Consider the following 17,551-nt stretch of genomic DNA (forward strand, 5'->3'; position numbering starts at 1 on the left):
ATTATTCCGCCGGCGCGGGTTCCCTCTTGCGCCGGCCGAAGATCATGTCCCTGGCCGCCAGCACCGCGCCGCCGGTGATCAGCAGGCAGGCGAGCGCGATCCTGAAGCTCGGTTCAGCAAACCCGAAGAGGACGAGGATCAGCGTCGAGAGAAGCGGCGCCGCATAGCTCGCCGCACCAAGGATCTGGATGTCACCCGTCTTCACCCCGTAATCCCAGGCATAGAAGGCCGCCCCCACCGGCAGCAGGCCGAGACCGACGATCGCCAGCCACTCGCTGCCATGCACCGGCCAGACGGTGGTTTCCAGCGCCAGGTGGCAGAGGAGCGACAGGAGCGAGGTGGCGAGGCAGAAGCCGGTGACGACATCGGTCGAGACCGCTTCGAAGCGCCGCGTCAGCAGCGAATAGCCGGACCAGGTGAAGGCGCAGAGGAAGGCCGCGCCATAGCCGACGAGATAGGTGCCCTCGAACGAAATGCCGGCACGCGAGACGATGGCGACCGTGCCCGCCAAACCGGACAACGCGCCGGCCAGATGATACCAGCGCAGCCGCTCGCCCGGCAGAAGCGCCGAACCGACGACGATGAACAGCGGCCAGAGATAGGCGATCAGCCCGGCCTCCACCGCCGGCGCGTTGCGCAGCGCCGTGAAATACAGAAAATGATAGCCGAACAGCCCGCCAATGCCGGTGAGCCAGACCTTGCCCGGCTGGCGCAATAGCTTCAACCGCTCCGGCCGCAGGGCGAGAAGCACGATTCCAGGAAGGCTGCCGATCGCAAAGGTGATCGCCGACAACTGGAAGGGCGGCATGGTGCCGGAGGCTGCCGTCATCAGCGCCAGCAGCGACCACATCAGGATGGCCGTAAAGCCGATCAGCGTTCCCTTGATCTTCACACTCGCCCCCTTCGGGGCAGCCGTGCGCGCCCCTCTTACCCGCCGTATTTCACCGCCGTCACATAGACGTCCCCGACCTTGGTCGGAATGCGGGCATAGACCGGAGCATATACATTGACGCCGTCTGCCTTGGCAAACCAGACTTCCATGCGCGCCTGTTTGAGGAACTCGATATCGCTGCGGCCCTTGCGATAGCCCGATTTCGGCATGTAGCGGACTTCGCAGATGGTCACGTCACCCTTGTAGCCATCGGTGGAGATGGTCTTCTTGCCCTTCGGTGTCAGGACCAGATCCATGCGGGATTCGCCGTCGTAGATCGGCAGGCGGCTCGGGCAGATCTGCGCACCCTCCGGAAACACCATGCCGGAAAGTGGATCGAGCACCGATTGCAGATCGCCATCCGACACCGGCACCCAGGTCGGCGGGCGCGAGCCGGGCTCCGGCTTGATGGTCGAGGAGACCACATCGCCGTTCCGGTAGGCGATGTCGTAGACCCGCGTTTTCTTGCCCTGCGTATAAACCAGCGAATAGGCGTCCGCCTGCAGCCGCCGGCCACGGATCGTGCCCTTGACGCTGGTATCGGCGGAAATCCGCGTGAAGAGGTTGACGAGGCCGGACGAACGGAAAGCTCCTGAGATCGTGTAGGAGCGCCCGTCGAACTCGCTGGCAAACGAGGCCCTGGCGATCGGCAAAAGGCCGAGCGACACGTTGTATTCGCTGACATGGCGGGTGCCGGCCGTTACCGCCGGCGTGGCGGACAGGCCGGTCGCGGCCACCGCGAGAAGAACAAGGGAGCGGCTCCGCTGGAGCATGGGCGTTTCCTGAAAGCGGGTTGGGTGTGCTTGTTATAGATCGGCAACTATGGCAACAAAATAGCGATTGCGCCGGAGCATGCGGTGGAATTCGGCCGTCGGATGCAGGTTCGACTTGACGGACGCGGCCCCACTGACTATAGAACCGCAACTTTCCATACAGGACCAGTTGGATCGGCTGGGCGGGCTTTGCCCGAATCCCCGTTCAATTGCAAAGAAGAACAAAGGTGTACCCATGTCCCGTAAGTGCGAATTGACCGGCAAGGGCGTCCAGTCGGGCAACAACGTCTCTCACGCCAACAACAAGACCAAGCGCCGGTTCCTTCCGAACCTGTGCGACGTCACGCTGATCTCCGACGCGCTCGGCCAGCGTTTCCGTCTTCGCGTGTCTGCTCATGCCCTGCGCTCGGTTGAGCATCGCGGTGGCCTTGATGCGTTCCTGCTGAAGGCAAGCGAAAACGAACTGTCGATGCGCGCGCGTCTGCTGCGTCGCCAGATCGCCAAGAAGACCACAGAAGCCGCGTAATCAGCGCCTTCTGACCGATCACTGGTTTCAGACAGGGCTTGACGGTCTTCCGTTCAAGCCTTTTCTGTTGCCGAATTTTCTCCAGCTGGTGGCATCACCCAGGGTAAAAAAATGCAGTATCTGCGCGCGACTTCCCTTTACGTTCTCCTGATGACGCTCGTCGTCGTCGCCTCGAATTTCCTCGTCCAGTTCCCCGTCCTCGGCAGCCTCTTCGGCATCCAGCTGAGCGATCTCTTGACCTGGGGCGCCTTCATCTATCCGGCCGCCTTCCTGGTGACCGACCTCACCAACCGCCAGTTCGGGCCGCAGATTGCCCGCCGCGTGGTGCTGGCGGGTTTCGTCGTTGGCGTGGCGATCTCCTACTACACCTCGATGCCGCGCATCGCGATGGCCTCCGGCACGGCCTATCTGGTGGGCCAGCTTCTCGACATCTCCGTCTTCAACCGCCTGCGCCGCCAGACCTGGTGGCAGGCGCCGCTTGCCGGTTCGCTGTTCGGCTCGATGCTCGATACGGTGCTGTTCTTTTCGCTGTCCTTTGCGCCGGCCTTTGCCTTCCTCGGCGCCAATGACGATTTTGCCATTAGCCAGGCGCCGATCCTCGGCGTGTTTGCGCTGGAAGCGCCGCGCTGGATTTCCTGGGCGATCGGCGATTTCGTCGTGAAGCTCCTGGTCGGCCTCTTGATGCTTCTGCCCTATGGCGCGCTGATGAGCGTCATCAAGCCGATGCCGCCGGCGAAGGCCGCCTGAGCGGATCACTCCACCAGGCGGAATTCCAGCATCACGTTCCGCTGCAGGATCGAGTGATTGTCATCCGAGACAAGCAGGATATGCGGGCGCCCATCGGCGCCCGTTATCACGTCGATCCCTTCCATATTGTCGATCTGGAAGCCAATATCGGCCTCCAGCAGCACCGGCCCATCGATCAGCGCGCCTGGCCGGAGAGTTTCGCCGGCAATGCGGCGGATGCGCATGCCCACCCCGCCGATGAAGCTGAAGCGGCGCTCCAGCAGCAGGAGATCGCCGGACGGCAGGAAGGCGCCATCGGTCACGTCCCAGGGCTCGTTGCGTTTCACCTTGAACTGGCCCTTCAGCGGCCCTTCCAGAATGGCCGCGAACAGGTTGCCGTCGCGGTCCACGCTCCGTTCGGCAATCGTCAGCGCGGCCCCCTTCAGCGGGCTGCCCGAGGGCGCCACCGCCACCGTCTCCAGGCTGCCATTGCCGCGCAACTCGCGCAGCGGAATCAGGATCGGCAGGCTGGCCTTCGGTTTCGCGGTCTCAAAACCCGGATCAGGATAGGCATCGACGCGGTGCGTGCGCTCATAGCTCACCAGCACCTCGCCCTCACGCAGCGCCACCCCTTCCGCATCCATATCGCCTTTGTAGCGCGGTTCTGCGCCACGGGCGTCCAGCATGGGTGAGATGACGACATCCGAAAGACCGGAGAGCCTGCCTTCGCCATTGCGGGTGATCGCACCGGTCAGCCAGTGGCCGGTATCCAGCACGGCGACGAAATGCTCTCCGTCTGGGCGGAAGCGAAAGCTGGAGATGGAACCCAGCAGATCCTGGCTAGAGGTGAATTCGATACCGCCCAGGAATTCGAAAGCGCCGAAGCGGGTATCATTCGAGCCGGACTTGAAGGTGGCGATTGGCTTCGCCTGAACCGGCGCGTCAAGCGACGCTGCTAGGACAAGCGGGCCGCCGCAGATCGTCGTCGCCAGAAGCAGCGCTGCAAAAAGATGTCTCGTCGCCATCCCGCGCCGGTCAGCCCGCACGCCGCAGACGGCCACGGGCTCCGGCCTTTTCGTCGAAGAGCGAGGCGAGCTGCTCGGTCATCGCACCCGCCAGCTCGTCCGCATCGACGATGGTGACGGCGCGGCGGTAATAACGGGTGACGTCGTGGCCAATGCCGATGGCAAGAAGCTCGACGGGCGAGCGGTTCTCGATCTGGTCGATGACGGCGCGCAGGTGGCGCTCGAGATAGTTGCCCGGATTGACCGAGAGCGTGGAATCATCGACCGGCGCACCATCGGAGATCATCATCAGGATCTTGCGCTGCTCGCGGCGGCCGATCAGGCGGTTATGCGCCCACATCAGCGCTTCGCCGTCGATGTTTTCCTTCAGCAGGCCCTCGCGCATCATCAGGCCGAGATTGCGACGCGAACGACGCCAGGGCGCATCCGCCGCCTTGTAGACGATGTGGCGCAGGTCGTTGAGGCGGCCGGGCGTCGGCGGCTTGCCGTTCGCCAGCCACTGTTCGCGGCTCTGGCCGCCCTTCCAGGCCTTGGTGGTGAAGCCGAGGATTTCCACCTTGACGCCGCAACGCTCCAGCGTGCGAGCAAGAATATCGGCGCAGGTGGCCGCCACCGTGATCGGGCGTCCGCGCATCGAGCCGGAATTGTCGATGACGAGAGAGACGACCGTATCGCGGAACTGCGTGTCGCGTTCGCGCTTGAAGGAGAGCGGCTGCATCGGGTCGATCACCAGGCGCACCAGGCGGGCGGGATCGAGATAGCCTTCTTCCAGGTCGAAATCCCAGGAGCGGTTCTGCTGCGCCATCAGGCGGCGCTGCAGGCGGTTTGCCAGACGCCCGACGGCGCCCTGGAGATGCGAGAGCTGCTTGTCGAGAAAGGCGCGCAGGCGTTCCAGTTCCGCCTCGTCGCAGAGTTCCTCGGCGGTGACCTCCTCGTCGAAGGCTTCCGTGAAGATGTGATAATCGACCTTCTCGTTGAAATCGTCGAAGGGCAGGTTCGGGCGCTTGGTCTCGCCGGGCGTTTCGGACTGGTCGTCATCCTCGTCCGACATGTCGTCGTCGGAGATTTCCGCGCCGTCCATCTCGCCGTCGTCGAGCTGCTCTTCCGCAGCCTGGCTTTCTTCAGCTGGAGCCGCATCGGAGCCCGCATCTTCCTCGACCTCTTCGTTCTCGGTCTCGTTGCTGCGCGGCTGCTCCTCGTCGTTCTCGTTCTCCATGTCCTCCGGCTGGTTTTCCTCGTCGCCGTAATCCTCCGCCATCTGCATGGAGGAGAGCATGTGGCGAACGAGCTTGCCGAAGGCCTGCTGGTCATCGACGACGCCTCTCAGGCTGTCGAGATCCTTGCCCACCTTCTCCTCGAAGAAGGGGCGCCAGAGGTCGAGAACCTTGCCGGCGCTCGCCGGCGGCCTGGTGCCGGTCAGCTTTTCGCGCACCAGCATGGCCATGGCCTCGCCGATCGGCGCATCTTCCTGGCGGTCAACGCCGGTGAAGTTGGCCTTCGAATACTTCTCGGCATTCATGCTGTTGAGGTTGGAGGCGACGCCCGCCATGCGCAGTGCGCCAAGCGATTCGACACGCGCCTGCTCGACGGCATCGAACACGGTGCGCGCATCGGTGCCCTGCGGCGACATGGTCGCATGGACATTGGTATCGTGGCAGGCAAGCCGAAGCGCCATGGAATCGCCGAGCCCGCGGGTCACCGCAAGCTCGTGCGCCGTCGGACGCTTGGAGATCTCCGGCAGGCGGATGCGATCACCCGCCATGCCCGGCCGCTCGTTGGCGAAGGAAACTTCCACCTCGCCGTTGCCGGCAATCGAACGCACGCAGCCGGTGATGGCCCGGCGCAACGGCTCGGTATCCACCGGTCCGCCTGTCTTTGCCTTCGAATTATCGCCGCGGCCTGCCATTATCTTTACCTTGTCTGCCGTTCCTGCTCAGTCACGCTCCGAGAACGATGTTCGCAGCGCTTTCCTTCAGTTCCACGCCAAAGGCCCGCTGATACTGCTCGGCCACCAGCGTCCGCTCCAACTCATCGCACTTGTTGAGGAAGGTGATGCGGAAGGCGAAGGCCACGTCGCCGAAGATTTCGGCATTTTCCGCCCAGGTGATGACGGTACGCGGGCTCATCACGGTCGAGAGATCGCCGTTGATGAAGGCCGACCGCGTCATGTCGGCAACGCGCACCATCTTGGACACGGTTTCGCGGCCCTGCGCGGTGGCGCCAAAGCTCTTCACCTTGGCGGCGACGATATCGACTTCCTTCTCGTGCGGCAGGTAGTTCAGCGTCGTCACGATCGACCAGCGGTCCATCTGTGCCTGGTTGATCTGCTGCGTGCCGTGATAGAGGCCGGTCGTATCGCCGAGGCCGACGGTGTTCGCGGTCGCGAAAATACGGAAGGCCGGGTGAGGACGGATGACACGGCTCTGGTCGAGCAGCGTCAGGCGACCAGAGCTTTCCAGCACGCGCTGGATGACGAACATCACGTCCGGACGACCGGCATCGTATTCGTCGAAAACGAGCGCGACATTGTGCTGGTAGGCCCAGGGCAGGATGCCGTCCTTGAATTCGGTGACCTGCTTGCCATCCTTGAGCACGATCGCGTCCTTGCCGACGAGATCGATACGGCTGACATGGCTGTCGAGGTTGATGCGCACGCACGGCCAGTTGAGGCGCGCCGCCACCTGCTCGATATGCGTCGATTTGCCCGTGCCGTGGAAGCCGGAGACCATCACGCGGCGGTTGTGCGCGAAGCCCGCCAGGATCGCGAGCGTCGTGTCGCGATCAAACAGATAGTCGGGGTCGAGGTCCGGAACGTAAGGGTCGCCATTGCTGTAGGCCGGAACCCGAAGATCCGTATCAATGCCGAAGACGTCCCGGACCGAGACCGTCGTGTCCGGGAGGTTGGAAATATCAAGATCGATTTTGCTCATCACCACTCCACGCCGCACCGGGAAACGGTCCGGCCGCAATCATTCGCTGCCATGTTGCCTTGCACCAGAACGGCTTAGCAGAAACCGGACTGCTTTAACAATTGGTAGGCTTGCACGACAGCCCGAAAACGTTCCTCCGAGCCGCGATCGCCGCCATTCGCGTCCGGATGGTGCTTCTTCACCAGTTCCTTGTAGCGGCTCTTGATTTCTGGCGCGGTTGCGCCCGCCGTCAAGCCCATTGTGTCGAAGGCCTTGGCCTCCAGCGTCTTTAATTTTCGCACCGCCGGCTGCGCCGTGCGGCCGCCCATGTGCCCCTCGCGCACGAAACCGAACGGATCCTTGACCCGCTGGTAGCTCTGGGCGGAGCCGGAGCGCATCGTCGCATGGATGGGCGCATCCTTCGCCGCCTTGTTGACGCCGACCGTCCAGGTGGGGCGATGGCCGGTGATCGCCTCCTTCTGGTAACGCGCGATCTCGTTGTCCGAGAGGCCGGAGAAGTAGTTGTAGCCCTTGTTGTATTCCTTGACGTGCTCGAAGCAGAACAGGAAGAACTGGCCTTCGGCGTTGCGACCCACGGGAGCGCGATGCGCGCCCGGCTTGTCGCACCCGTCCCACTGGCAGGTCGGCGCCTGCGGCACCGATTCCTGCTCCCGTTTCCGGCGCGTCCGGATGCGATCGAAGTATTTGGAATCCAGTTTCATGTGAGCCCATTATGGGGTGCCGCCAAGGGCAGGACAAGAATTGACAAAGTGGTTTGTTGCTGCTTTCTGGGACCCCCTCCGACGATCCGGAAAGAGCCTCATGTCCGTCCGTTCACGCATCGAATCGACCCTTCTCAAGCATCTCGCACCGGTGCGGCTGGAGGTGATCGACGAGAGCCATCACCATGCCGGCCACCAGCCGGACATGACAGGAACTGGCGAAACCCACATGCGGGTGCGCATCGTCTCGGAAAAACTGGAAGGCCTTGGCCGGCTGCAACGCCACCGGCTGATCAACGAGTTGCTGAAGCCGGAGCTCGATGCCGGCCTTCACGCGCTCGCCATAGAAGCGGCAGCCCCCGGCGAACCGACGCGCTGGTAACGCGAACGTTCCTCAGTTCTGCAGCGGGATTTCTTCCGCCGGACGGATGCGCAGCCGCGTGATGCGGTTCTTCTCCCGCTTCATCACCGTGAAGCGTTTGCCGTGGAAGGTGAAGCTTTGCCGCTCCTGCGGGATGAGCTTCGATTCGTGGATGACGAGGCCGGCAATCGTGGTTGCCTCCTCGTCCGGCAGGTTCCAGTCGAGCGCGCGGTTGAGGTCGCGGATCGGCACCGCGCCATCCACGACGATCGAACCGTCCGCTTCCTGACGCACGCCCTGGATCTCGAGATCGTGTTCATCGGCAATATCGCCGACGATCTCTTCCAGGATGTCTTCCAGCGTCACGATGCCCTGCACCTCGCCATACTCGTCGACCACCACGGCGAAGTGCACCTTGCGGCGCAGGAAGGCGTTCAGCTGATCCTTGAGGCTTGTCGTATCCGGCACGAACCAGGGTTTCTGGGCGATCTTGACGACATCGAGATCCCTCGGCTCCATGTCCGGCTCGGCGAGCGCGCGCAGGAGGTCCTTGGCATGCACGACGCCGATGATGTTTTCCGTTGTGGTGCGCCACAGCGGCATGCGCGTGAAGGGGCTTTCCAGCACCGTGCGCACCACCACTTCCGGCGGATCATCCGCGTTGATCGCCCGCATCACGGTGCGATGTTTCATCACGTCGGAGACTTCCAGTTCCTCAAGATCGAGCAGACCGCCCAGGCGGTCGCGGTCGGCCTTGATGAAGGAGCCTTCCCGGTGCAGGAGGTCGAGCGCGCCGCGCAATTCCTCATGCGCCGTCAGCATCGACGTCTCGCTCGACAGATTGACGCCGAAGAGTGACAGCAGGAAGCGGACGATGGCGTTGACACCGCTCGACAGCGGCCCGGCAATGCCCACGAAGATGCGCACCGCCGGCGCTACGAACATGGCAAACCGGTCCGGCGAGGAAATCGCCCAGCTTTTCGGCAGCACTTCGGAGAAGACGACCAGCAGCACGGTCATGACGATGGTCGCCACCGCCACGCCCGTCTGCCCGAACAGGCCGAGGAAGAGGCTTGTCGTCAGCGACGAGGCGAGGATGTTGACGAGGTTGTTGCCGATCAGGAGCGCGCCGATCAACCGGTCACGCCGTTCGATCAGCCGGCTGACCAGGCCCGCCCTTTCATCGCCATTGCTCTCCAGCGTATGCATCCGGGCCCGCGAGGCGGCGGTCAGGGCCGTTTCGGAGCCCGAGAAGAAACCCGAAGCCATGATCAGGCCGATGATCGAGATGATCGTCAGCCAATATTCAGACAGAGTGGCGAGCAGCGTTTCCAACATCAGCCGTTTCGTGTTTCCTCGAGGAAGGATTGGACTTCGGAGATCGGCACGTCATCGGCAATGAAGGACTGCCCGATGCCGCGCGTCAAGATGAAGGTCAGCCGTCCGCTCTTGACCTTCTTGTCCTGGGCAATCGCATCCAGCAGCACCTCGGTCGGCGGCAATTCGCCCGGAATGTCCGAAATCTGCGTCGGCAGGCCGACAGCCTTCAGATGCGCCTCGACGCGGGTTGCATCGTCGGCGCTTGCGAGGTTCATGCGGGTCGAAAAGCGATGGGCGAGCACCATGCCGATGGAAACACCTTCGCCATGCACGAGGCGCCGGCCGTCATACTGCACGGCCGCTTCCAGCGCATGGCCGAACGTATGGCCGAGGTTCAGAAGCGCCCGGCGTCCTGTCTCCCGCTCGTCCTCAACGACCACGTCGGCCTTCGCCTGGCAGCTGATCGCGATTGCCTCCGCCCGCGCGGCACCGCCGGCAAAGACCTCCTGCCAGTTCTTCTCCAGCCAGTCGAAGAACTCCGGCTTGTCGATCAGCCCGTATTTCGCGACTTCCGCGTAACCGGCGCGAAACTCCCGCTCGCTCAACGTATCGAGGGCGCTCGTATCCGACAGCACCAGGTCCGGCTGGTGGAAGACGCCGAGCAGGTTCTTGCCGTGGCGGGTATTGATGCCGGTCTTGCCGCCGACGGAGGAATCGACCTGCGACAGAAGCGTGGTCGGGATCTGCACGAAGCGCACGCCGCGGCGCACGATGCCGGCGGCAAAACCGGCGAGATCGCCGATCACCCCGCCGCCCAGCGCGATGATGCAGTCGTTGCGCTCGATGCGCGCCGTCAGCGCCATGTCGCAGACGGCCATCAGCGGCTCGACGCTCTTCGTCTTCTCGCCCGCCGGCAGCGTCAGCGACACCGCCTCGATGCCATCCGTCTGCAGGCTGTCCATCAACGCGTCGAGATAAAGCGGCGCCACCTGCTCGTCCGTCACGATCGCGGCCCGACGGCCCTTCAGCCGCGCGGTGATTTCGCCACCCGCATGGGAAATGAGATCCGGCCCGATCAGGATGTCGTAGGCCCGCTCGCCGAGCGGTACATGCACGATGCGTTCGGGATTACAGCTCGTTTGGCTTGTCATCGACTTCATTTCCTTCAGCCATGGCGGCAATGGCGCAGAGCACCTCGTTGGCCATGGTCTCCTTGCGAACATCGCGGGATTGCACCGTCAGATCCGCCTGCGCATACACGGGGTAACGCTGGTTCATCAGGTTTTCCAGCGTCTGCTTCGGATGTTCCGTTTTCAAGAGCGGCCGGTTGTTGCGTTTGTTTACCCGCTCCCACAGCACATCGAGATCGGCTTTCAACCATAACGACAAACCGCCGGATTTGATGCAGGCGCGCGTCCGTTCGTTGATGAAAGCGCCGCCGCCGGTCGAAACCACCCGCGGGCCAGAGCGCAGCAGGCGTTCGACAACGCGCGTTTCGAGCGCCCGGAACTCCGCCTCGCCATAGGCCTCGAACAGTTCGGGGATCGTCATGCGCGAGACGCGTTCGATCTCGGCATCGGTATCGATGAACGGCAGCCCCATCTGCTGCGCCACGAGGCGGCCGATGACCGACTTGCCCGCGCCCATCAGGCCGACGAAGATCAGGTTGCGCTTGCCCAGCGCCGCGCGCGCGCGGTCGGACAGCGTCAGCGGTACCGTCAGATGTTCAACAAGATCGGGCATCGTGATCGATCGCTGTCCTCTCGCAGTCTTGTCCCGCACCCTATCGACAAATGCACGGGAAGCGTCAAGTCACGCCGTGCCAAAACGAAGAATACGCGCTGGTTCTTGCACTCATCCGCCACATCTCGCATAAAGCCTGCGCAAGCGTCGGAGCCCGCCATGCCCACCCTTTTCCGTTTTCTCTTCATTGTCGGCATCATTGCCGGGCTGATCTACGGAAGCATGGTCGCGCTCGTCTTCCTGGTGGAGCCGAAGGAGCGCGAGGTGACCATCCGCATTCCGTCCGAGCGGCTGAACCCGACGAAGACCGAGCAACAGTGATGGATCTGTCGCGCGCTCACCTGGAATCCTTCCTGGAGATGATGAGTGCCGAGCGCGGAGCGGCCAACAACACGCTGGAATCCTACCAGCGCGATCTGGACGACCTGCATCTCTTTCTGAAAGGCCGAAAGGTTGCGCTGACCGCAGCGACGCCCGGCGATCTCACCGCCTACCTCGCCCATCTGACGGCACAGGGTTTTGCCGCCTCCTCGCAGGCGAGGCGGCTCTCGGCCATGCGGCAGTTCTACAAGTTCCTCTATGCGGAAAACCTGCGCGGCGACGACCCGACCTCGATCCTCGACGCCCCGAAGAAACAGCGCTCCCTGCCGAAGATATTGAGCGAGGACGACGTAACCCGGCTTCTGACGCTCGCTGCCACCGAGGCGGAGACGGAGGGACCGGGACACCTCCAGCGCCTGCGCATGCTGGCGCTGTTGGAGATGCTCTATGCCACGGGCATGCGCGTCAGCGAACTCGTCTCTCTTCCCGCCCAGGTGCTCGATCAGGAGGGCCGCTTCCTGATGATCCGCGGCAAGGGCAACAAGGAACGGCTCGTGCCGCTCTCCCGTTCGGCGATCCGGGCGCTTGCCGCCTATGGACAGGCGCGTGCTGCCGCCGAAAAGGCGGGGCTTGCCGAAAGCCCGTGGCTGTTTCCCTCCGCGGGCAAGGAGGGCTACCTGCCGCGCCAGGTCTTTGCCCGTGACCTCAAGGATCTTGCATCCCGGGCGGGCATTCGGGCCGCCAGCATATCCCCGCACGTGTTGCGCCATGCCTTTGCCAGCCACCTTCTGCAGAACGGTGCAGATCTGCGCGTTGTGCAGGAACTGCTAGGACATTCAGACATTTCCACAACGCAGATCTATACCCATGTCTTGGAGGAACGGCTGCGGCAGGTGGTGGAAACGCATCACCCTCTTGCAAAAAGCGCCAAAAACCCTGATTAGAGCCCGGGCGGAGGGCGGCCTGGCCGCAAGAACGATCGGAACACGGAGCTCATGCAGACTTATCTCGACTTCGAAAAGCCAATCTCCGACCTGGAAGGCAAGATCCACGAGCTGAAGAAGCTTGCGACGGAAGATGAAAGCATCGATACGTCCGACGAGATCCAGCGGCTTGAAGTTCGCGTCCGCGAAGCCATGCAGGACATCTATTCGAAACTGTCCGCCTGGCAGAAAACGCAGGTCGCGCGTCATCCGCAGCGGCCGCATTTCGTTGATTACGCCGCCCAGTTGTTTACCGAGTTCACGCCGCTGGCCGGCGACCGCTCGTTTGGCGAGGATGCCGCGATCCAGGCCGGCCTCGGCCGTTTCCGCGGTCAGCCGGTGGCGATCCTCGGCCAGGAAAAGGGCAACGACACCAAGTCGCGCATCAAGCACAATTTCGGCAGCCCCCGCCCCGAAGGCTATCGCAAGGCGATCCGCGTAATGGAAATGGCAGACCGTTTCGGCCTGCCGGTGATTTCGCTGGTCGATACCGCCGGTGCCTATCCGGGGGTCGGCGCCGAAGAGCGCGGCCAGGCGGAAGCGATCGCCCGATCGACCGAAATGTGCCTTGGCCTGCGCGTGCCGATGATCTCGATCGTCATCGGCGAAGGCGGCTCCGGCGGCGCAATTGCCATTGCCGCGGCCAACAAGGTCTACATGCTGGAGCATGCGATCTACTCGGTCATTTCGCCGGAAGGTGCGGCCTCCATCCTGTGGCGGGACTCGACCCGTGCCCGCGAAGCCGCGACCAACATGAAGATCACCGCTGAAGACCTGAAGGGGCTCGGCATCATCGACGGCATCATTCCCGAGCCGCTCGGCGGCGCGCATCGTGATCCGGAGACGGTCATCGAGAATGCAGGCTCGGTCATCGAGCAGGCCCTGGCGGAACTCGGGCAGCTGTCGCCGAATGACGTGCGCGCAGCCCGCCGCCAGAAATTCCTCGAGATCGGCCGGAATCTCTGACAATTCGGGCGCGGCGGGACAATCTGCCGCGCTCTGATCACATTTATGTGCAACCACTGCCAGGCGATCCGGTAAGATAATGTAAAGCTTACCACTTTATTATTCTTGGCAGAATGGGTATGAGCAGATGAACTGCACCCATTGGTCGACCACTGTGTGATCCTTTGCCGATGCGCCTAAGACATATCGCCTACGCTCTTCTCATGGCCACCGCGCTTGCCGGTTGCAACGACACCATTGACGGCGCCATCGATGTTTCGAAGGTGAAGAACAAGGTCGAGCAGCCGCTGCCGGGCCGCATCGTTGCGGAAATGCAGAAGAAGAACATGCCGCGCAACTCGCCGATCATGATCCGTGTCTTCAAGGAAGAAGGCAAGATGGAGATCTGGAAGGCGAAGGCGGACAACCGTTTCGACAAGATCGCCGATTACGACATCTGCGCCTGGTCCGGCAAGCTCGGCCCCAAGGTGAAGGAAGGCGACCGTCAGGCGCCGGAAGGTTTCTACAACCTGACGCCGGCGCATCTCAATCCGAATTCCAAATACTACCTCGCCATCAACACCGGCTTTCCGAACCGCTATGACGCGGTGAATGGGAGAAGCGGCTCCAATCTGATGATCCACGGCGCCTGCTCGTCGTCGGGCTGCTATTCCATGACCGATGCGCAGATCCTCGAGATCTACGCCTTCGCCCGCGATGCCTTCCGCGGTGGCCAGAGTTCGGTGCAGCTGCAGGCCTTCCCTTTCCGCATGACGGCCGAAAACATGGCCCGCCACCGCAACAGCGAGAACTTCGAGTTCTGGAAGATGCTGAAGGCGGGTTACGACAATTTCGAAGTCACCAAACGTCCGCCAGAAGTGAATGTGTGCGAGAAGAAGTATGTCTTCAACCAGCAGGCTCAGGGCTCCGGACAGTTCTCCGCGGCGGCCGCTTGCCCGCCGATGTCCACACCGCCGGCCCTGACGGCAGCCCTTGCCTCCTATGAGAAGGAGTACCAGGTGGCCTATGCCAAGGCGATGGACAAGCTGGATGGCAAGCTCTGGTATGAGCCGACCGAAGCCGAGCGCAAGGCGATCGTTGCCGAAAAGCGCAAGGGCCGCGATCTCGCCTATGCGCCGACGGGAACCTCGCTCGCCGCCGGCAAGCTGGTCGAGCCGGAAGAATTCGAAAAGCTGATGGCCGCCCGCCTTGCCAAGCAGACCGCCAAGCCCGGCCAGATCCTGACCGCATCCACCCAGGCAAGCGCGGCCAAGCAAGGTCGTGTCGTCCTGCCGGGCACGGCACCGGGCAACCGCTCCACCATGTCCGTCCAGACCGCCATGGCGGCACCGGCGCCGGGCGCTGCTGCCCCGACGGCCAGCCAGACCGCACGGCCGCAGCCCGACATGGCACAGGCCACCACGACCGGTTCCGTGCCGGTCCCCGCCCCCAATCCGCTCGCCTATGCCGCAGTTCAGCAGCCGACGGAAACGGAAGGCAAGAAGCCGTTCTGGAAGTTCTGGTAAACGCGGTGACCGTTTTGGCGCCGCCGCTGCACTACGATCTGAAGGGGCTCAAATGCCCCCTTCCTGTGCTGAAGACGCGCAAGAAGCTGGCGCAGCTCGCGCCGAGGGCTGAGCTGCAGATCGAGACCACCGATCCGCTCGCCGGCATCGACATCCCGCATTTCTGCGATCAGGAAGGCCACGCGCTTCTTTCCACGGAGCGGACCGACACCGGCCACCGCTTTCTCATCCGCCGGGCAGACGAGCTGAAAGCGGACACCGATCCGTTCTGATCAGCTCTAGAATCAAAGAGCATGATGTCGACCGAAAACCGCATACACTTTTCGGCATCATGCTCTAAAACCCGGCACCGCCAGCGGATTGTCTTCGAGTGCCGCCCGGTCCGGCCGGTCGATCCTGGGCTCGCCGGTAAAGGCGGCGAACAGGTCCGTCACAAACTCTTCCGCCAGGCCTTGCGTGATCAGCACCATGCGCGTCTTGCGATCACTGCCGTCCGGCCAGCGCGGCAGGCGCTGCGGCGGATGAAAGATCGTCTGGACACCGTGCAGGACGAGCGGACGCTCCGGATTGTCGGACAGTTTCACCACCGCCTTCATGCGCAGAAGTTTTTCGCCATGGGCGGAGCGCAGCAGATCGATGAACATCTCCACCGCCAGCGGATCGATCGGCGCCTCGTGCACGATCGAGAAGGAGCGGATATCGGCGCCGTGCCGGTTCACGTCGTGATGGTGATGGTGGTGCCCGCGCGGGCCATGGTCGTCGTGACCAGGATGCGCATCGTTGTGGTCATCATGGTGGTGGTCGTGGCCATGGGCGTGGTCGTGATGACGGCCATGCTCGTCCGCATGCTGCTCGTCGTGCAGCCAGCGCACCACATCGGCAATCTTGCTGCCCGGCTCGTAGAGGCCGTTGGTAAGCATCTGCGCCCGTCCCGCCTCCGGACTGTCGCCATCCAGAACGAGAGCCCGGGGATTGAGGCTGCGCAGGCGTTGGAGAAGCCGGGCCTTGGCATCGTCGCCGGCGAGCGTCCGTTTCGTGAGGATCAGCCGGTCGGCCACCGCCGCCTGCTTCAAGGCCTCCGGATGCCGCTCGATGCTCGCCTCTCCATGGACGGCATCGACGACGGTGATGACGCCGTCCAGCTGGTAGCTTTGCGCGATGACCGGATTGCCCATCACCGCCTGCATGACCGGCGCCGGATCGGCAAGTCCCGTGGTTTCGATCACCACCCGGCGGATCGGCTTGAGACGCCCCGTCTGCACCTGATCGACCAGCGAAGCGAGCGTCTCGACGAGTTCGCCCCGCACCGTGCAGCAGAGGCAGCCATTGGAGAGTTCGAGCAGCGTATCGCCGGAGCTTTCGACGAGCAGGTTGTCGATCCCGACCTCGCCGAACTCGTTGATGATGACGGCGGTATCCTGCGCCGCCTCGTCCTTGAGGATGCGGTTGAGCAGGGTCGATTTCCCCGCCCCCAGGAAACCGGTCAGGATGGATACCGGTATGCGCTCACTGGGTACTGGCATGGGAATGGATGTCCTGGAAACGAGAAATCAGAAGGAGGCCGGACGGGGGATCGGCACCGGAATATTGGCAAGCTCACCCTTGGCTGGCGTCGGCGGCGGAAGGATGGCGGCCATGCTGAACTGCGGCGGCGCGGCCATTTCCTTGATAAAGGGCGAATGCACGACCATGCGCCCGGCATCGTCGCGGTTTTCGCTGCGCACCTTGGCGGCCTGCGGATTGCAGATCTCGGCGCTGACATCGACCACCTGATCCTGGTCCGGCCCGTAGGGCTGCAGGCTTCCCAGCGCTTCGCCGGAGCCTTGCGGCAGGGTCAGCCCCTTCTGCAGCAGGTCGGCGGATTCATCCGCCCGTCCGGCGAGACTGTCGGAGCCCAGCACGACGGAGACGACCGTGCGGCCGTTGCGTGTGGCGGACGAGACCTGGTTGAAGCCGGAGGCGCAGATAAAGCCCGTCTTCATGCCGTCGGCGCCATCGAAGCGACCGATCAGCATGTTGTAGTTCGGGTAATCCTTGGAGCCGGTCGTGACACCTTCCAGCGCGAAATAACCGGCATATTCCGGAAATTCGCGGCGCAGCTGCACGGCAAGAACCGCCAGATCGCGCGCCGTCGTGTACTGCCCCTTGCCGGGCAGGCCATGCGGATTGATGAAGCGCGACGAACTCATGCCGATCCGTGCGGCCTCCGCATTCATCATGGCGACGAAGTTTTCCGCCGTGCCACCAATCGTCTCGGCAACGCCGACGGCGACGTCATTGGCGGACTTCACCATCAGGATCTTCAGCGCCGCATCGAGCGTCATCGAGGCGCCGGGCTTCAAATACATCTTGCTCGCCGGCTCATCGACCGCCCGCCGGCTCATCACCACCGGCATATCGAGGCTGGCCTTGCCGGACTTCAGCGCCTTGAACGTCACATAGATCGTCATCAGCTTGGTGAGCGATGCCGGATACCACTTGCGGAAGGCTTCCTGATGCACCAGCACCCGGCCGGAGCGGACATCCACCACCATCTTCGGATTGGCCATTGCCGCGGTGCTTCCGGTTGCAAGGACAAGTCCAGCGGCGATCGTCGCAGCAAGCAGTCTCGATGCGGTCAGGCGGAGCGTCTGGTCGGACAAGGAGTAAGCCTCGTTAAGGTCGCGGGAAACGCAATGGCGCTTACGGTGCACTTATGGCCAAGCAATGGCAAAGATCATTGATTCCGTCAATTCTGCGG

Annotated in this window: 19 protein-coding genes; 8 read left to right on the forward strand and 11 right to left on the reverse strand. The window is 63.1% G+C overall.

Annotated elements, in window-relative coordinates; genetic code table 11:
* Position 1 precedes the first annotated feature (1 nt).
* Both yddG and G6N78_RS05805 read right to left on the reverse strand, forming a co-directional pair.
* Positions 2-892 carry an aromatic amino acid exporter YddG gene (yddG, locus tag G6N78_RS05800; RefSeq protein ID WP_165216456.1) on the reverse strand — a complete coding sequence of 297 codons (891 nt, stop codon included), beginning with the start codon at positions 890-892 and terminating at the stop codon, positions 2-4.
* Between the two features lie 35 nt (positions 893-927).
* Positions 928-1,704, reverse strand: a complete 777-nt coding sequence (locus tag G6N78_RS05805) for a DUF3108 domain-containing protein (RefSeq protein ID WP_165216458.1) — start codon at positions 1,702-1,704, stop codon at positions 928-930.
* A 235-nt stretch (positions 1,705-1,939) separates the two neighbouring features.
* Between G6N78_RS05805 and rpmB the strand changes: the two genes are divergently transcribed.
* Together rpmB and G6N78_RS05815 are read left to right on the forward strand one after the other, a co-directional pair.
* Positions 1,940-2,230 carry a 50S ribosomal protein L28 gene (gene rpmB / locus G6N78_RS05810; RefSeq protein ID WP_165221323.1) on the forward strand — a complete coding sequence of 97 codons (291 nt, stop codon included), beginning with the start codon at positions 1,940-1,942 and terminating at the stop codon, positions 2,228-2,230.
* Positions 2,231-2,341: 111 nt separating this feature from the next.
* The gene (locus G6N78_RS05815) at positions 2,342-2,977 is read left to right on the forward strand and encodes a queuosine precursor transporter (RefSeq protein WP_165216460.1); all 636 of its coding nucleotides are present in this window, start codon (positions 2,342-2,344) and stop codon (positions 2,975-2,977) included.
* A gap of 5 nt (positions 2,978-2,982) precedes the next feature.
* Here G6N78_RS05815 and G6N78_RS05820 read toward each other — a convergent pair whose 3' ends face one another.
* The 4 genes from G6N78_RS05820 to G6N78_RS05835 form a co-directional block, all read right to left on the reverse strand.
* Positions 2,983-3,981 carry an esterase-like activity of phytase family protein gene (locus G6N78_RS05820; RefSeq protein WP_165216462.1) on the reverse strand — a complete coding sequence of 333 codons (999 nt, stop codon included), beginning with the start codon at positions 3,979-3,981 and terminating at the stop codon, positions 2,983-2,985.
* 10 nt (positions 3,982-3,991) lie between these two features.
* The gene (gene cobT, locus G6N78_RS05825) at positions 3,992-5,887 is read right to left on the reverse strand and encodes a cobaltochelatase subunit CobT (protein ID WP_165216468.1); all 1,896 of its coding nucleotides are present in this window, start codon (positions 5,885-5,887) and stop codon (positions 3,992-3,994) included.
* Positions 5,888-5,918: 31 nt separating this feature from the next.
* Entirely contained in the window at positions 5,919-6,911 is a 993-nt protein-coding gene (cobS, locus tag G6N78_RS05830) for a cobaltochelatase subunit CobS (protein WP_165216477.1), read from the reverse strand.
* Between the two features lie 74 nt (positions 6,912-6,985).
* Positions 6,986-7,612, reverse strand: a complete 627-nt coding sequence (locus G6N78_RS05835; protein ID WP_165216485.1) for a J domain-containing protein — start codon at positions 7,610-7,612, stop codon at positions 6,986-6,988.
* Positions 7,613-7,712: 100 nt separating this feature from the next.
* On the opposite strand from G6N78_RS05835, the gene G6N78_RS05840 reads away from it, so the two are divergent.
* Entirely contained in the window at positions 7,713-7,994 is a 282-nt protein-coding gene (locus G6N78_RS05840) for a BolA family protein (RefSeq protein ID WP_165216487.1), read from the forward strand.
* A gap of 12 nt (positions 7,995-8,006) precedes the next feature.
* Here the strand turns inward: G6N78_RS05840 and G6N78_RS05845 are convergent, their stop codons facing one another.
* The 3 genes from G6N78_RS05845 to G6N78_RS05855 are packed head-to-tail and all read right to left on the reverse strand — an operon-like array spanning position 8,007 to position 11,036.
* Positions 8,007-9,311 (reverse strand): HlyC/CorC family transporter, encoded by a 1,305-nt coding sequence (locus G6N78_RS05845; protein WP_206531608.1) that lies wholly within the window; start codon positions 9,309-9,311, stop codon positions 8,007-8,009.
* On the reverse strand, positions 9,311-10,444 hold the full coding sequence (gene aroB, locus G6N78_RS05850; RefSeq protein ID WP_165216488.1) for a 3-dehydroquinate synthase: 1,134 nt from the start codon (positions 10,442-10,444) through the stop codon (positions 9,311-9,313). Before aroB ends, G6N78_RS05845 begins: the two co-directional genes overlap by 1 nt.
* The gene (locus tag G6N78_RS05855; protein WP_165216490.1) at positions 10,422-11,036 is read right to left on the reverse strand and encodes a shikimate kinase; all 615 of its coding nucleotides are present in this window, start codon (positions 11,034-11,036) and stop codon (positions 10,422-10,424) included. Before G6N78_RS05855 ends, aroB begins: the two co-directional genes overlap by 23 nt.
* A gap of 159 nt (positions 11,037-11,195) precedes the next feature.
* On the opposite strand from G6N78_RS05855, the gene G6N78_RS05860 reads away from it, so the two are divergent.
* From G6N78_RS05860 to G6N78_RS05880, 5 genes are all read left to right on the forward strand, one after another.
* Positions 11,196-11,357: a hypothetical protein gene (locus tag G6N78_RS05860; protein ID WP_165216492.1), complete on the forward strand. Its 162-nt coding sequence runs from the start codon at positions 11,196-11,198 to the stop codon at positions 11,355-11,357.
* Positions 11,354-12,301 (forward strand): site-specific tyrosine recombinase XerD, encoded by a 948-nt coding sequence (gene xerD, locus G6N78_RS05865; protein ID WP_206531609.1) that lies wholly within the window; start codon positions 11,354-11,356, stop codon positions 12,299-12,301. The genes G6N78_RS05860 and xerD overlap by 4 nt, the downstream gene beginning before the upstream one ends.
* A gap of 51 nt (positions 12,302-12,352) precedes the next feature.
* Complete coding sequence (locus G6N78_RS05870; RefSeq protein WP_165216496.1) at positions 12,353-13,306, forward strand: acetyl-CoA carboxylase carboxyltransferase subunit alpha; 954 nt, start codon at positions 12,353-12,355, stop codon at positions 13,304-13,306.
* A 170-nt stretch (positions 13,307-13,476) separates the two neighbouring features.
* Complete coding sequence (locus G6N78_RS05875; RefSeq protein ID WP_165216498.1) at positions 13,477-14,811, forward strand: L,D-transpeptidase family protein; 1,335 nt, start codon at positions 13,477-13,479, stop codon at positions 14,809-14,811.
* Positions 14,812-14,825: 14 nt separating this feature from the next.
* Positions 14,826-15,083, forward strand: a complete 258-nt coding sequence (locus tag G6N78_RS05880) for a sulfurtransferase TusA family protein (RefSeq protein WP_165216500.1) — start codon at positions 14,826-14,828, stop codon at positions 15,081-15,083.
* A 57-nt stretch (positions 15,084-15,140) separates the two neighbouring features.
* On the opposite strand, the gene G6N78_RS05885 is transcribed toward G6N78_RS05880, so the two are convergent.
* Positions 15,141-16,334 (reverse strand): CobW family GTP-binding protein, encoded by a 1,194-nt coding sequence (locus tag G6N78_RS05885; protein WP_165216502.1) that lies wholly within the window; start codon positions 16,332-16,334, stop codon positions 15,141-15,143.
* A gap of 27 nt (positions 16,335-16,361) precedes the next feature.
* Positions 16,362-17,453, reverse strand: coding sequence for a D-alanyl-D-alanine carboxypeptidase family protein (locus G6N78_RS05890; RefSeq protein WP_234905889.1), 1,092 nt, complete (start codon positions 17,451-17,453; stop codon positions 16,362-16,364).
* Between the last annotated feature and the right edge of the window lie 98 nt (positions 17,454-17,551).

This window comes from Allorhizobium pseudoryzae, assembly GCF_011046245.1.
GTDB lineage: Bacteria > Pseudomonadota > Alphaproteobacteria > Rhizobiales > Rhizobiaceae > Neorhizobium > Neorhizobium pseudoryzae.

Coding starts and splice junctions, on each gene's coding strand:
- aroB (WP_165216488.1), bottom strand. CDS start 10,444: ATGACAAGCCAAACGAGCTGTAATCCCGAACGCATCGTGCATGTACCG.
- G6N78_RS05820 (WP_165216462.1), bottom strand. CDS start 3,981: ATGGCGACGAGACATCTTTTTGCAGCGCTGCTTCTGGCGACGACGATC.
- G6N78_RS05855 (WP_165216490.1), bottom strand. CDS start 11,036: ATGCCCGATCTTGTTGAACATCTGACGGTACCGCTGACGCTGTCCGAC.
- G6N78_RS05835 (WP_165216485.1), bottom strand. CDS start 7,612: ATGAAACTGGATTCCAAATACTTCGATCGCATCCGGACGCGCCGGAAA.
- G6N78_RS05805 (WP_165216458.1), bottom strand. CDS start 1,704: ATGCTCCAGCGGAGCCGCTCCCTTGTTCTTCTCGCGGTGGCCGCGACC.
- G6N78_RS05840 (WP_165216487.1), top strand. CDS start 7,713: ATGTCCGTCCGTTCACGCATCGAATCGACCCTTCTCAAGCATCTCGCA.
- G6N78_RS05815 (WP_165216460.1), top strand. CDS start 2,342: ATGCAGTATCTGCGCGCGACTTCCCTTTACGTTCTCCTGATGACGCTC.
- G6N78_RS05860 (WP_165216492.1), top strand. CDS start 11,196: ATGCCCACCCTTTTCCGTTTTCTCTTCATTGTCGGCATCATTGCCGGG.
- cobT (WP_165216468.1), bottom strand. CDS start 5,887: ATGGCAGGCCGCGGCGATAATTCGAAGGCAAAGACAGGCGGACCGGTG.
- G6N78_RS05845 (WP_206531608.1), bottom strand. CDS start 9,311: ATGTTGGAAACGCTGCTCGCCACTCTGTCTGAATATTGGCTGACGATC.
- cobS (WP_165216477.1), bottom strand. CDS start 6,911: ATGAGCAAAATCGATCTTGATATTTCCAACCTCCCGGACACGACGGTC.
- G6N78_RS05870 (WP_165216496.1), top strand. CDS start 12,353: ATGCAGACTTATCTCGACTTCGAAAAGCCAATCTCCGACCTGGAAGGC.
- G6N78_RS05875 (WP_165216498.1), top strand. CDS start 13,477: ATGCGCCTAAGACATATCGCCTACGCTCTTCTCATGGCCACCGCGCTT.
- rpmB (WP_165221323.1), top strand. CDS start 1,940: ATGTCCCGTAAGTGCGAATTGACCGGCAAGGGCGTCCAGTCGGGCAAC.
- G6N78_RS05885 (WP_165216502.1), bottom strand. CDS start 16,334: ATGCCAGTACCCAGTGAGCGCATACCGGTATCCATCCTGACCGGTTTC.